At 51.8% G+C, this 14,019-nt stretch carries 11 protein-coding genes; 5 read left to right on the top strand and 6 right to left on the bottom strand.

From position 1 onward, the window contains the following. The first annotated feature begins 38 nt into the window (after positions 1–38). The gene (locus ACOQPM_RS25245; protein ID WP_420631163.1) at positions 39–1,043 is read left to right on the top strand and encodes an aldo/keto reductase; all 1,005 of its coding nucleotides are present in this window, start codon (positions 39–41) and stop codon (positions 1,041–1,043) included. 72 nt (positions 1,044–1,115) lie between these two features. Here ACOQPM_RS25245 and ACOQPM_RS25250 read toward each other — a convergent pair whose 3' ends face one another. Then, positions 1,116–2,195, bottom strand: a complete 1,080-nt coding sequence (locus ACOQPM_RS25250) for a response regulator (RefSeq protein WP_420631164.1) — start codon at positions 2,193–2,195, stop codon at positions 1,116–1,118. Between the two features lie 373 nt (positions 2,196–2,568). Between ACOQPM_RS25250 and ACOQPM_RS25255 the strand changes: the two genes are divergently transcribed. Further along, positions 2,569–2,955, top strand: coding sequence for a response regulator (locus tag ACOQPM_RS25255; protein WP_420631165.1), 387 nt, complete (start codon positions 2,569–2,571; stop codon positions 2,953–2,955). Between the two features lie 10 nt (positions 2,956–2,965). Here the strand turns inward: ACOQPM_RS25255 and argH are convergent, their stop codons facing one another. Beyond that, complete coding sequence (argH, locus tag ACOQPM_RS25260) at positions 2,966–4,348, bottom strand: argininosuccinate lyase (protein ID WP_420631166.1); 1,383 nt, start codon at positions 4,346–4,348, stop codon at positions 2,966–2,968. A 272-nt stretch (positions 4,349–4,620) separates the two neighbouring features. On the opposite strand from argH, the gene ACOQPM_RS25265 reads away from it, so the two are divergent. Continuing rightward, a complete protein-coding gene (locus ACOQPM_RS25265; protein WP_420631167.1) occupies positions 4,621–5,274 on the top strand; it encodes a 50S ribosomal protein L25 in 654 nt (217 codons plus the stop codon). A 162-nt stretch (positions 5,275–5,436) separates the two neighbouring features. Here ACOQPM_RS25265 and ACOQPM_RS25270 read toward each other — a convergent pair whose 3' ends face one another. Next, complete coding sequence (locus ACOQPM_RS25270; protein ID WP_420631168.1) at positions 5,437–6,042, bottom strand: TetR/AcrR family transcriptional regulator; 606 nt, start codon at positions 6,040–6,042, stop codon at positions 5,437–5,439. 122 nt (positions 6,043–6,164) lie between these two features. On the opposite strand from ACOQPM_RS25270, the gene ACOQPM_RS25275 reads away from it, so the two are divergent. Continuing rightward, positions 6,165–7,484, top strand: coding sequence for a sulfotransferase (locus ACOQPM_RS25275; RefSeq protein WP_420631169.1), 1,320 nt, complete (start codon positions 6,165–6,167; stop codon positions 7,482–7,484). A 302-nt stretch (positions 7,485–7,786) separates the two neighbouring features. Here the strand turns inward: ACOQPM_RS25275 and ACOQPM_RS25280 are convergent, their stop codons facing one another. The 3 genes from ACOQPM_RS25280 to ACOQPM_RS25290 form a co-directional block, all read right to left on the bottom strand. Next, positions 7,787–8,965 (bottom strand): hypothetical protein, encoded by a 1,179-nt coding sequence (locus tag ACOQPM_RS25280; protein WP_420631170.1) that lies wholly within the window; start codon positions 8,963–8,965, stop codon positions 7,787–7,789. Between the two features lie 151 nt (positions 8,966–9,116). Beyond that, complete coding sequence (locus ACOQPM_RS25285; RefSeq protein ID WP_420631171.1) at positions 9,117–10,094, bottom strand: D-cysteine desulfhydrase family protein; 978 nt, start codon at positions 10,092–10,094, stop codon at positions 9,117–9,119. A 29-nt stretch (positions 10,095–10,123) separates the two neighbouring features. Continuing rightward, positions 10,124–13,357: a BTAD domain-containing putative transcriptional regulator gene (locus ACOQPM_RS25290; protein WP_420631172.1), complete on the bottom strand. Its 3,234-nt coding sequence runs from the start codon at positions 13,355–13,357 to the stop codon at positions 10,124–10,126. Positions 13,358–13,519: 162 nt separating this feature from the next. Here ACOQPM_RS25290 and ACOQPM_RS25295 point away from each other — a divergent pair, with 162 nt between their 5' ends. Beyond that, positions 13,520–13,912, top strand: coding sequence for a hypothetical protein (locus ACOQPM_RS25295; protein WP_420631173.1), 393 nt, complete (start codon positions 13,520–13,522; stop codon positions 13,910–13,912). Positions 13,913–14,019 lie beyond the last annotated feature (107 nt).

The following is a 14,019-nucleotide window of genomic DNA, read 5'->3' on the forward strand; positions in this document are numbered from 1 at the left end:
AGTTGTGGCTTCAAGTAAAAATTAATAAGGACAACAAAATGGAGTATAGACGATTAGGGCGCAGCGGGGTGAAGATTGCGCCGCTTTGTTTGGGAACCGACAATTTTGCCAATCCCACGCCGGAGGATGAGGCCAAAGTGATGGTTAATCGGGCAATTGAGGCGGGTATCAATCTCATCGACTCGAGCAACAGCTACGCGCAGGGGGAAAGTGAGCGGATTATTGGCCGGGCTTTGCAGGAAAACGGCCGTCGCCACCAAGTTCTCATCGCTACCAAAGTGCATTTTCCCACCGGGCCAGGACCCAATGATGGAGGAAACGGCCGTCTCCACATCATCCGAGCTTGTGAAGATTCCCTAAAGCGATTGCAAACCGACCACATTGATTTGTACCAACTGCACCGCCCCGATTTTGAAGTTCCTATTGAAGAAACGCTGGCTGCGCTGACAGACTTAGTGCGGGCAGGCAAGGTGCGTTATATCGGCAGCTCCACTGCCCCGGCCTGGAAGGTGATGGAGGCCATCATGGTCAGCGAACTGCGGGGCACCGTGCGCTTTATCTCGGAGCAGCCCCCCTATAATTTGCTAGACCGCCGCATTGAAAATGAGCTGGTGCCGATGTGCCAAACGCATGGTTTGGGCATCCTGCCTTGGTCTCCGCTGGCGATGGGCATTTTGGCCGGGCGGTATGCCGACGCCGCCAATTTCCCAGAAAAATCGCGGGCACAGTTGCGCGGTGGCATCTATGCCGAGCGCGTCACGGCACGGGGCATTGGAGTGGGCAACGAATTTGTGAAGTTGGCGCAGAAAGTGGGGGTTTCAGCGGTGCAGTTGGCGGTTTTGTGGGTGAAGGATCAGCCGGGGGTGACTGCCCCTCTCATCGGGCCGCGCACAATGGCGCAGCTAGAGCATTTCTTGCCAGTGCTGGAGATGTTGCTAGATGACGAGGTGCGTGCGGCGTGTGATGAATTGGTGCCACCGGGCAGTGCCGTGGCTAATTTCCATAACTCCGCCCCGTGGATGAAGATGAAATTACCAGAATAAATCCGTGTTTATCTGTGAAAATCTGTGTCCTATTTTTTGAGGAGGCTCGTGCACGCAAAGAATGCGCGGCTACTATTTCACGATGGAGACAAGCTTGCGGATGCCTTGCTCTTTGAGCCAGAGGCGGGTGCGGGAGCGTTCGTTGGTATGAGGGATGCGGGCCACAGGTAGCCGGGTGAGATCAACGTTTTGAATACGGCCGTGTGTCTCATTAATGACCGGCATCAGGCGGCGGGCTTCCAAGCCTAGCTCCGGTGCGTCTCGCAAAAAGGCTTCGCACAGCTTGTTGGCCACTGGCTGGCCAGATGTCACCACAAACACCATGTCCGATTTTCGCATGGCAGTGCGGGTAATTTCGTTTAGATGGGATCCCAAATCCAGCAACACTTGGTAACCCCCTTCAACCAGCTTATCCAACAAAATTTGCAGCTTTTGCATCATATTTTTAGAGCCACTGCCTGCAAAGGAACCTGGTGCGGGTATAACCAACAGGTCTGCTCGGTGACGCTGCGTAAATTGGCCGATGTATGGCACAGAAAAATGCTCTGTCGGCGCTTTTAGTAAATCCAGAATGTTGCGCTGCGTGTGTAGACTCAACATTTGGGCAATGCCCCCTACCGGTAAATCCAGATCAATTAAAATGGCTGGACGATTCTCGTGCATAATAATGGCTTCACTTAGCTGGATGGCCAGAGTGGTTGTGCCTACGCCCCCCTTGGGGCTAAAAATGGAAACAACGCGCCCCGTGTTGTGAGTGAGAACACCCGTTTTAATCCGCTCTGTGCGCTTAAGTACGGCCGAAATATGCGCCAGCAACTCTTCTGCCAAAAATGGTTTGGTTAAATAATCGTCGGCACCAACAGCAAAGGCGCGGGTTTTGTACTCTTTGGCTTCGCTTGCGGTGAGGAAGATGACGGGAATTTGGGATGTTTCTGGCGTGGTTTTGATTTGTTGACACACTTCGAACCCATCCATGCCGGGCATCATCACGTCTAGGACCACGAGGTCTGGTTTGTGTTGGGTAACGGCCGTTAACCCATCTGGGCCATCTTTTGCCAATGTTACGGTAAACCCTTCCCGCTTAAGCTGATGCTCAATCAGGTACCTCATTGGAAATTCGTCGTCAATGATTAATATTTTTTTTCCGCTCATTCTGTTCAACCGGGTTCAATTTTTAATGATTTTGGCTTTATGTAAAAGCGGGAAATTTTCTTGAAATAGACAGAGCCATTTCTCCCGCTTTTACTTGAGCAAACCACAGAGAAATCGCCCTTTAGCTTTCAAAATATTTTTTGTGGTTTGCATAAAAATAAGGGGGAATAGTTACAAAAAAGATTACTGTAAAAGTGGAAGCGTATTTGAGACGAACCAAAAAACTTCCTATGATTTGCACCGTAAACAGGGACTTTTGTACTAGTACCTTGTAAGGTTTGCTGTAACTCGGAGGGGGTAACATTTTCTAATCTGGAAAGAAATGCGGCCCCTAAAGCTGGCACACTGCTTTTGGGGGCAGGAGAAAAAAATAGTGAATCCCTTAGTATTGATAGTTGATGACGAACCCCTAACCCGAAATTTGCTGCGGCTAATGCTGGAGCGTGCTAATCTTGACATTTTAGAGGCAGGAGATGGGCTGGAAGCATTGGCGGTTGTCGCTGAAAAGCGACCAGATTTGCTCATTCTGGATGTGATGATGCCCAATATGGACGGGATTACGGTGTGCGAAACGCTGCGGGCACAGCCAGAAACGGCCGTACTTCCCATTATTTTGCTTAGTGCCCGCACCAGCACAGAGGCAGTGCGTAAGGGGCTAAACGCAGGCGCTAACAAATATCTGACTAAGCCAATTGGCCGCGAAGAACTTATTCGCTCTGTGCGAGAAGTGCTGAACGTTACGCCGCAAATGAGTGATTAGTTTTCCTCTTTTATCCCGGTGTAGAGATTGCGCTTTTTGCGGCATAGAGTTGCGCTTGCAGTGCGTCTGCCGAAGTGCCGCCCGTGGCGTTACGGCCGTTTAGCGAGGTGGTGATGTTGAAAACGGCCGTGGCATCCTCACCAAACTCTTCACTCACCGTTTGTAAATCTCCCAGCGACAAATCTGTCAACGCCACACCGCGATCTTCCGCCATCTGCACCACTTCCCCCACCAGATGATGCGCCTGCCGGAACGGTATGCCACGCTTCACCAAATAATCGGCTAAATCAGTAGCTAGCAGGCCGGGTTCTAGTTGTTGCGCCATCTTCTCTGGGCGCAAGGTAAGCGTGCGGAACAGCCCAGCCATAATGGGAAGAATATGACTGAGCGTGTCGAAGGTGTCGAAAACCGGCTCTTTGTCTTCTTGCAAATCTTTGTCGTAGCTGGAGGGCAATCCCTTGAGCGTGGTGAGTAAACCAACGAGATTGCCTAGCAAACGGCCGCTTTTCCCCCGCGTTAGTTCCAATGTGTCTGGGTTTTTCTTTTGGGGCATTAGGCTAGAGCCAGTGCTGTAGCCGTCGTCTAGCTCCACAAAGCCAAATTCGCTGCTGCTAAATAGCACCATCTGCTCAGACAAGCGGCTGAGGTGCAGGCCAATCATCGTGCCCGCATACAAAAAATCGGCGGCAAAATCTCGGTCAGAGACGCCATCCAAACTGTTTTCGCTGACGGTGGCAAAGCCAAGCGCATCGGCCAATGCTTGCCGGTCAACGGGGAAGGCCGTTCCTGCCAATGCGCCAGAACCGAGGGGGAGGACGGCCGTTCGCTGCCGCAGTTGGGTTAATCGCTCCTGGTCGCGCACCAGCGGCCAAAAGTGGGAGAGTACCCAATGTCCCCAGGTGACAGGCTGGGCGTGTTGCAAATGCGTGTAGCCGGGCATCGGTAAATTGAGATGATCTTCGGCACTTTCGATGAGCGCCTGTTGCAAATCGGCTAGCAGGTCGTGCACCGCATCACACGATGCCAGCAGCCACAGCCGGAAATCGGTGGCAACTTGGTCGTTGCGGCTGCGGCCAGTATGCAGCTTGCCGCCTACGGCCCCAACAAGTTGGGTCAGGCGGCGTTCAACGGCCGTATGAATATCTTCATCGGCGGGTTGGAATTGGAAACGGCCGTTTGCCAACTCCTCACCCAACTGTTCCAAACCAGCAATGATTGTGTCCGCTTCCTGCTCCGTTAACATACCTGCACCTACCAGACCCCGCGCCCACGCCTGGCTACCAGCAATATCCTGCGCCGCCAAGCGCACGTCAAAGCGCAGGCTGGCGTTAAATTCGTGTACCAATGCGTCCGTACTTTTGGCAAAACGGCCGCCCCATAACTTACTCATCATCTCATCCTTATTTTTAGTGGCTGGTGGTTAGCGGCTAGGTGAGTTATGAAACTAACCACTAACCACTTTCTGCCAATCTTACCCTTTTTGTAACTTTTTGCCTGCGGTTGGATATTATTTGCAGATCAATTTTTTGATTGACGATTAAAGAGAAAATGATATACTCCCCGTTCTAGCCTGTGGCGTTCGCGCCCGCAGGCTTTTTGCTGAAAAGTTACCACACAAATAAGCTCCCTCGCATTTGAGGAATTTACAAACTGAGGTTTTAAATCATGTCTGAAGATAGATTGGCTATCGAGGCCGAACCGCGCGCGGTTATCGGCAAAAAAGTAAAGCGATTGCGTCGAGAAGGGATTATCCCCGCTGTCATTTATGGGTTGAATGATCCTGTAACAATCCAGCTAGAAAATAAAACACTCCGTCGTGTATTGCGGCGAGCTGGTACCACCAACCTGATTGATATTTCTGTTGATGGGAATACCAAGACGGTGTTGGCGCGGGATATTCAACAGCATGTGACCCGTGGCGATTTGATCCATGTGGACTTCCAAGAAGTTGACTTGAAGGTAAGCATCACCGCTGAGGCATCCTTGGTTTTGGTGGGTCGTTCCCAAATGATGGAAGATGGTTTGGGTTCTGATGTGCTTTCATTGAACAGTATAGAAATTGAAGCGTTGCCGGATGATTTGGTTGCTGAAATTGAAGTAGATGTGAGCCAAATGGCTTCTGCCGATGAACCAATTTACGTGAGCGACTTGGCAGTGCCGAAGGGTGTAACGATTTTAGCAGACCCGGAAACGGCTGTTGCTCGCTTTGAATATGCCCGTCTTGAAGTTGAAGAAGAGGAAGAAGTAGAAGAGTTTGAAGCGACTGCTGACTCTGTGGAAATCATTGAGAAAGGCAAGGGTGAAGAAGAAGAGGAGTAAAGCTCCATCTTTGGTTGAGCTTAAGACAGAAGGGCTGGCATTGTTCCAGCCCTTTTTTATTTGTCTTAAGGGATAGGGATTGAATACCCTGCCACTTGTGGCGAAAAGATTCCTTCTAGGTATTTGATACTCCGCTGCTTGCAGCGGAGTAGTTCATTACGGTCAGTCAGGAAAAATGCCGGATTGAATGGCTCCTTGCCTTAATATACGAAGGAGGGTGAGCGGTGCTGCTTGAAACGCAAGGGGGGTAATGGGGAGACGGCCGTTCAAAAACTGCTCCAATAAAGTGAGTATGCCACCCACATAAAAAGTTGCCAATACCACTATCTCTTGCTCATCCAGGTTTGTTTCATGTTGTGCAAAGGTCTTCAAAAATGATTCGATAGTCAGCTTACGCACAGCAGAACCGGCATATTGCAGTGCCACCCCCACCAGTCGCACCCGGCTCGGATCAGCCAAGTCAATCTGCTGTGCTGAAAGCAGCGTGCCCATTTCACCAGTTTCAAAAAAGTGATCCAGTGCATCCTGATCAACTGCCTCATACATGCTGGTAAAGAAATCGGCAACTTCAGCCAGCAGCAGTGCCTCTTTGCTGTCGTAATGCTGATAAAAGGTGACACGAGCGATCTCTGCCTCATTGCAGATGTCAGTAATCGAAATGTCGCTGAACGATTTGTCTGCTAGTAATGTGCTGAGCGCACGTTGCAGCAGCTTGCGCGTGCGTCGAATACGTGGATCTAATGCGGTTTTGGTCAACTGTTCGCTCATATCGTTTGTCCTTGCCTCAATTATATCATTTTATTAGCTTACAGTTGACATTAATCTTACAGTTGTTAGAATAATAACTTACAACTGTAAGATAGATTGGCAAAGGAAACACCATACCTTTTATGAATACATCAACTTCCGACTTTAACGATACACAGGCAAAACCGCCTGTTCCTTCGCTACTATTCAAGACGATCCAGCTAATTTTGATCGCCGTTTTGAACTTGTTTCTTTGGCCGCTTTACGAAATTGGTCGGCGAATCTTCTGGTATCGGCCACCAAATGTGCCTCATTTGGCGCAGGTTAGGCGGTATTTGCGGCTGGCGTGGACTGTGCAGCCCACTTTCCCCGGTCTTTCGCGGCGGGCGCGTATTTGGCTAACGCTCAGCATTTTGCGGAAACTGCTAATGACGCCGCTGGTTGGTTTGGCCTGGCTGCTTGATGAATTGCTGTACGGCCGTACCCTCAACAAAACCGAAATCGTCGCCCCACTGTTTGTGATTAGCGGTGGACGCAGCGGCAGCACCCAAATGGCCCGTTATCTTGAAATGGATCCCAGCGTGACTGCACCCAATTTATTGCAAAGCATGTTCCCCTACCTGTGGTTATGGCGGCTGGCACCGCGCACAATTGGCCGAATCCTAACCCCGGAGAAGGTGCGCGCTCGCATCGAGGCCATGATGCCCCCAGAACTACGGGAACGCCACGAACTTGATCCGTTCAAAGCCGATACTTTTGATGGAGCCATGTTCTCGGCACACCTAAATCATCTTGCCCTGTATTTGGGCCCCGTAGCTTCGGCAGAAGAATTTAACTTTGCAACCTTTGCCCCGCCAGATCAGTCTCGGTTGGAGCGTGACTTTGTGCAGCTTGTGGATCGCATCGGGCGCAAACAGCGGCTGTTTATTGGCGATGTGGGAGCCAAAGAACCGCACCGCCTCTTCATTAAAGGCCACTTTCTTTTTGCAGCAGAAGCCCTTGAGCGCCACTATCCTGATGCCACTTTTCTGACGCTGTTGCGCGACCCAGCCAGCCGCCTGCAAAGTGGCATCAATTATTTGTGGGTCAACCCCAGTGACCCGGCCATGGGGCCACCGCCCTGGGTCTGGCTGTCTCAATCCTTGCGACAAACAGAGAGCGACTACTGTCGGGTTGAGCAGGCATGGTTTTCGCAAGAAACCGGTGCGCGTCGCTGCGTGGTTCGGTTTGCAGACTTTGTTGCCGATCTGGAGGGGACAATGCAGTATGTCTATCGCATCTGTTTTGACCAAGCGCAACTGCCACTGCACGTCCCGCGCACCCATTCGCCACGTAACCGCAAAGATTACACCGTCAACCGCTCCCTGGCTGAACTGGGCATAGATGCCGAACAGGTACGCGCAGAGCTGGCCGATTATGTGGCTTGGTGCCAGCCAAAAACGCAGCAAGAGGCGCTGGAATAGTTGGTTGACTCATCTTATTGTTACGGAAGGCCTTCCCCTCGTCATGCTGAACAAAGTGAAGCATCCCACCGAAGCTACAATTGCAATAGCTGTGTTTTTGGCTTGTAAAATTGGATCGGATTCTTCGCTGCGCTCAGAAAGACAAATGTGGATGATCGAGGTTGGGGGGAAACGGCCGTTGCCGAAGCCAAAGCTGAATACAACATCAAATAATCGATGAGTTGTGTGATTTACACCGTTGTAATTCATCAACTACAGGCATCAAAATCTTAGATAAGGTTGCTCTTACTTCTAACAAACACCTACCAATCTACACAAGAGGCCGCTTCTCCATTTGACCACGTTGCGTGTATGCTATCCCCTTGTGCAACTTCAATTATCTTGCTGCCATTTCCCATTAATAAAGTCCAACCCTCGTATTCTCTAATAAGCTCTGGTATTTTCCATTCTTGAAAACGCCAATGCGTTCCCGATAGAGTTCTCTGACATAAGATAAAATAGCCACTTTCGCTCCATCTTGCACCATATCCTTCCAAAGTCAATTGCGTTTCATTTGTTTCGTCTCTGATATAGACAAGTTGTTCACTTGACCAATAAGTATGGAATGACCAATGTCCATCGTTTCGCCAACGCTGTCCACCATTGTGTGAATTGGGATTCTGGCTAAGATTAACAGCATTTACACCATCCCATTCATAAATTTGTACAAACCCATTATCACTTATGTCGCTTCCTGAAAATGTAATCGAGCCAGAATTTGTCCATGCTGGAGTTGAATTATAATCAGTCAAGTATGGAGCAATGTTCTTAAAAGTACTTACATCAGGCACACCGTTCATCATTGAGATGCCGTCCCAAATGAAAACGTCATAGATTTCCTCTCGCTCTGAAATGAATGCTAAACGTCCATCAACATTCCATGTTGGGAATCGATCTTCGCCGGTTGGATTTTGGCTAAGATTAACGACTGTTTCACCATCCCAGATAAAGGCTTCGCTAGGGTCTCCCTCATCGCGATAGCTGGAAGTGTCGAAAACAACAAATGCCAATTTACCGTCAGGGCTCCATGAAATGTCGCCAATGCCTGCCGGAGAATGTGCAATCTGATAAGAACGCACGCCATCCCATATCCAAAGACTGGTTTCACCTACTTGGAGCGGTGTATAAGCTAGAAAACGGCCGTCCGGACTCCAGACCATCCGGTAATGAGTAGTAATATCGCTGGCAATATTCTCTGGGATGCTGTCTGGAAAAGGAGAATTCATTATATAAATTTCAAGGTTGTTTTTGTGGGAAATTGATAAAGCTAAATCACCATTGGGGCTCATGCTGATACCGCGAATATCCCACCCCGATAATATCTGCGTATGATTTTCTTTAGCAGGATCAAAAACCATCAATTGACTTTCACCTGAATAATTTGAAGTGGCATAGACAAGATAGTCACCTTCTACTGCTGTGACTGAATTAAGTTTGCTCATTCTTGTATTTTGTAAGAGAAGGAAAAGCCCAACCAAAAAGACGATGACAAATAGTAAGGAATATTTTTTTCTCAACACAAGAACCGACTTTTTTAACTACACAGAACTAGCAAGATTGACTGGAAATTTGAGACCTTGCATTGCTGGAAAATTAGAGCAGTTTATCCACAAAAGCGGGGAGTGCGGCTGCGCCACCGGTATGCCAGAAGAGGACGCTTTGCCCGCGCGTGAATGCGCCCCAGCGAATGAGATCAATCAGGCCGCCCATCGCTCGCCCGGTGTAGACTGGATCGAGCAAAATGCCCTCCAATTGGGCCACCATCTGAATCGCTTCGCGCTCTGTTTCGCTTACCATCGCGTAGCCGTCACCCAGGTAGTCGTCGTTTACCTCTACCCGGTTGGCAATGGAGACGGGGCTAATGCCCAAGTGTGTTGCTGTGGCCGTAGCCAGCGCCGACACTTGCATTTGCAACTCTTTAGCCGGATGATCCACGCTGATGCCCAGCACCTGCCCACGAAAATCATATGCCTCTGCACCCAACACGATGCCCGCATGGGTGCCGCCGCTGCTGCTGGCAAAGACAATGAAATCAATGTTGATACTGGCGGCGGTAAGCTGCTCGGTTAGCTCTTTCATGGCAAAAACGTAGCTGGTGGCACCCATCACGTTGGAACCGCCTAGCGGAATGATGTACGGTTTGTGGCCCATTATGCGCTGCTCGTCAGCTACTTCGGCCATCACCTCCTGGCGATTGCGATCCCCTGTCCAGTACAAATGTGCGCCCAACAGCTTGCTCAGGAGCAGGTTGCCCTGCATTTCTTTTTGCGGGTTTCCGCGCATAACGAGGCTGCAACCCATGCCAAAGCGGGCGGCGGCAGCGGCCGTTTGCCGGCAATGGTTGCTTTGCGGTGCGCCAGTGGTAATAAGATGATCGCACTCTTGTGCCAGCGCGTCTGCTACCAAAAATTCCAGCTTGCGGGTTTTGTTGCCACCGGTGGCTAGCCCAGTTTGGTCGTCCCGCTTCATGTAAATGTCGGGGCCGCCTAGATGCTTGCTGAGGCGTTCCAATTTTTCTAACGGGGTGGGTAAGTAGGCGAGCGGCTTTCTGCCAGGATAGTTCACATTCATGCGGCTAATTATAACTTTAGAGGGGAAAGTTATCGAATTGTTTCGTACAGTTGTGTAGTGGCAGGTGCGGGCTGCACACCCAGCCCGGCTTGCAGAGCAGATTCGCACCGTTGGAAGGTTCGCAATGCCTGGACGCGGTTGCCCGTGGCGATGTGGGCTTGGATGAGCAGGCGGTAGGCATTTTCCCAGCAATCATCGTTTTGCAAGATGGCCTGGCACAGGTTGATGACGCGCTCCCAATTTTGCTGCTTGGCTTGCCACTGGGCCAGCCGGTTGGCGCCGTGGAGGTAGCGGGCGCGGAGGCGTTCTCGCTCTTCGTGGGTCCAGGTTTCATAGGGGTAGGCTTGCAGGTAGTCACCTTCGTAGAGGGCAACGGCCGTTTCATATCTCACAACCGCCTCAGCCACATTTTGCTGGTAAAGTTGGTCCCCTTCATCAATATTTTGCTCGAAGACGGCCGTATCCAGCCAAATATCCGCCTCTGCCCGCAAACCGTAGCGGCTGCCGTCGCGCATCACAAAGGCCGAGGGTGCGTTTCGCTTGCGGCTTGGCTCCAGCACCGAGCACATCGCGCTAAAGGCAATCTTAAAGTCCCGAACCGCGCCTTCCGGGTTTAGATCAGGCCATAGCATCTCGGCAATTTGGTCCCGATGCAGCAGCGTCCCCCGGTGTGTAAGCAGCAGTTGCAGTAGCTGGCGCGATTTCTTGCGTCGCCACGCTTTGCTGGGCAACTCCTCATCCCCTTGCCAAATGCGGAAAGGCCCCAGCGTTTGGATACGCAATTGGAAGCCGGGATGTCTAGACAAATGAGCCAATTCCAACTGTGCCAAAATTGCCTCGGCAATAGCGGCATGTTGCTCTTGCTCCCGGGCGAAGAGCAGCAGCGGCACCAGCGCACGCGGGTCTGGTGGCCCCAGCAGCGTGCGCCGCGTGAACAAAAATTCAAACTGATGGCGGCTGATTTGCGGCAGCAGATGGTCCAAATCCCGCTTGAGGCGCGTTTCGTCCCCGGTTTGGTGCCAGAGCAGGCAGCGCCAGAGGCGAACGGCCGTTTCTCCAAAAATATCGCTGCAATCGTGGAAGCCGTTGCCCGCCTGCGCCAGCCATTCATTGGCCTCGTGAACCATGCCCAGCAAGGTGTAGGTGGCACCCATCGTTAGGCGGATGCTCATCTCCACCCATTCGTCGCCGTGCAGCCGAGCCAGGGCAATGCCTTCTTTAGCGTAAGCGAGCGCCGCCTCATGGTCGCCGGGGAAGCCGTGCGCCTGACACAGTCCCCAAAACGCTTCGATTTTCAGGCGAGGCACGTCCATCTGGTCTCCCATGCCAATGCCCTGCTGGAACGATTGGCGAGCTTGCTCGTAGCCGTGTTCGTTTTTGTGCAGCAGCCAGGCGTGTCCCTGACGGCAATGACCAACGGCCGTAATAAATTCTGAATTGAGTAAACGCCCCCGATTTGTGCCAGAGACGGCCGTTGCCAATGCCATCTCTGCCTCTCCCTGGTAGGCCAAAATGAGTGAGAGCAGCAGCAAGGTCTCCCGATGGGCGCGCGGGCGCAACACGGGGGCTTGTTCTTCTTTTTCCGCCTGAATTTCCAACATATCCCGCGCTTCGGCTAATCGTCCTGTCCGCAGCAGCATTCGTACCGGCAGTTCGGCCGTACCGGGCCCTTGCTCACGCAGCGTTTGGGCCTTTGCCTGGTAATCTTCTGCCTCACGCATTCGCCCCTGATTCAGCAAATTTTCAGCCAATAGCTCCAGCAACCGCGCCTGACTTTCCCGATCTTCTTGTCCATCAGAGAGGCGGAGCGCTTCTTGTAACAGCTCTTCCCCTTTGGTGGCGTTGACTGTGTCCAGATAGACCCGTGCCTGCCCCCGCAGTGCCTGGCCAATGCCTCGACGGTCTCCCTGAAGGCGACTGCGCTGTTCGGCTTGCTGGTACCAGCCCAGCGCTTCTTCAAAGCGGGAGCCAAGACGGGCGATGTCGCCCAGGTAGGTGAGCAGTGCGGGATAGTGGGCCAAAATGTCTGGCGGTAAGCGACCAATCCAGCCCGCCAGCGTATCTAATCGGCCCAACCGGACGAAACGACGGCCCAATATGGTGAGTAGAACGGCCGTTTTCTCAAAAGCCTCCGCCGCCAATAAATGAAAAATCGCTTCCTCGTCATCCCCTTGCTGCTGGTAGATGGTGGCCGCTTGCTGATGCAGCATATCGGCTTCGTCGCCGGTTAGCTGGCTCAACAGCAGCTCACGGAATAGGTGATGGTAACGCACGTAGCCATTGCCCAAATTGACGACAAACAGACCTTTTTCCAGCAGGTAGCGCAAAAGTTGTTGGCTATCTTGGCGGCGGCGCAGTTGGTTGCACAGCGGGGTGGTCATTTCTCTGAGAACGGCCGTTTCTCGCAAAAAAGCCTGCACATCGTCCGGCTGCTGGTTTAGCACCTCGTGGGCCAAAAATTGGAACAGGTCGCTGGCGGAGCCAGAAAGCTGCGTCAACGCCTGCGCTAGCGACGCACCACCATCCCGCTGAAGCTGCTGCCAAATTAGGTGCAGGGCAATCGGCCACCCTTCAATCCGGCTGATAACCATCGTTGCCTGCTCCAGCGAGAGGGCGTGACCATATGTTTCGCGGAAGAGCGCGTCAATTTCTGCAGGCGTAAATGCCAGCTCCTCCTGGCCAATTTCCAATACTTGCCCCTTCACGCGCCAGGGAATTAGCGAGGGCAGTGAGAGTGGGTAGCGCGTGGCCAAGATGATGTGCAAATTGTTGGGTGCTAGGCCAATGAGTCGATCCAAAATGCGTATTGGTTCGCTGCTGTCATTGATGAGATGTACGTCATCTAGCACTAAAAAGGTGGGTTGGTCTAGCTTTTGGGCCAATTCGTTGATGAGACTGTCTATAACGGCCGTCCAGCTAGGTGCTTGCCGCTGCTGCGCCCACGCTTCTAAAAATGCCAGCGGTGCGTTGGACAAATTGGGTAGGGCAATGCCAAAGCCGTGCAGCAAATGGAGCAAAAAAGGTTGGGCGTCGCTATCTTCTGCCTCGACGCGGTACCACACAAAGCGGAACGTTGCCTGTTGGTTAGATGCCAGCGCAGCCAGGGCGGTGCTTTTGCCATAGCCCGTCCCTGCTTGCACGATGGTGAGGCGGTGGTTTTGGGCAGCCAATAGCCGCTGCATGATGCGCTGCCGGGGCAATGTATGCTGTGCCGGGCGGGGCGGCACAAGCTTGGTACGCACAATAATGCTTTGCTGGTACATGGTGGCTGCATTGTAGCCAGCAGGCAACCGGGGGGCAAACTAGGAGATGGTTTTGGTGGGAACGGCCGTTTAGCTAAAGAAGTGCCGCCTTCTTACAACTTGGGTTTGGGTTGTGCGTATAGCAAATCATAACCACTTGCTCAATAAGTGAGGAGGCAAAACATGAAGCAAAACAGTTTTAAAGAATTAGAAAAACACGTCACAGTCCTAGGTTGGCTCCATTTAGGGCTAAACATTTTCACCCTATTCATTGGCATATTGGTGTTTTTCATTTTGATTGGCGTCGGAACCCTATCTGGTGATGGCGAAGCAATGAGCGTTCTGGCGCTCATTGGCATTATTGTTTTGGGGATTTTGGTGCTTGTCTCTATTCCCGGCATGATTACGGGCTGGGGATTGCTCAAGCGTAAATCATGGTCGCGCCTGCTGGCATTGGTCATCGGCTTTTTGAGCTTGATGAACATTCCATTTGGTACGCTGCTGGGCGTTTACACTTTTTGGGTGCTGCTAGCCCACGACGAAGCCAGTGACTACTTTGTTGCCTACGGCACCTAACACTTTTCCCTCTGAAAGATGAAAGCCCGCTGCGATTTCCAGCGGGCTTTTTTGTTGAAAAGCTTGTCTGTTTCCGTAGAAGTTCACCTTTTGTCAAAAGGTGAACT

Source organism: Candidatus Leptofilum sp. (genome assembly GCF_965223525.1).
Lineage (GTDB): Bacteria > Chloroflexota > Anaerolineae > Promineifilales > Promineifilaceae > Leptofilum.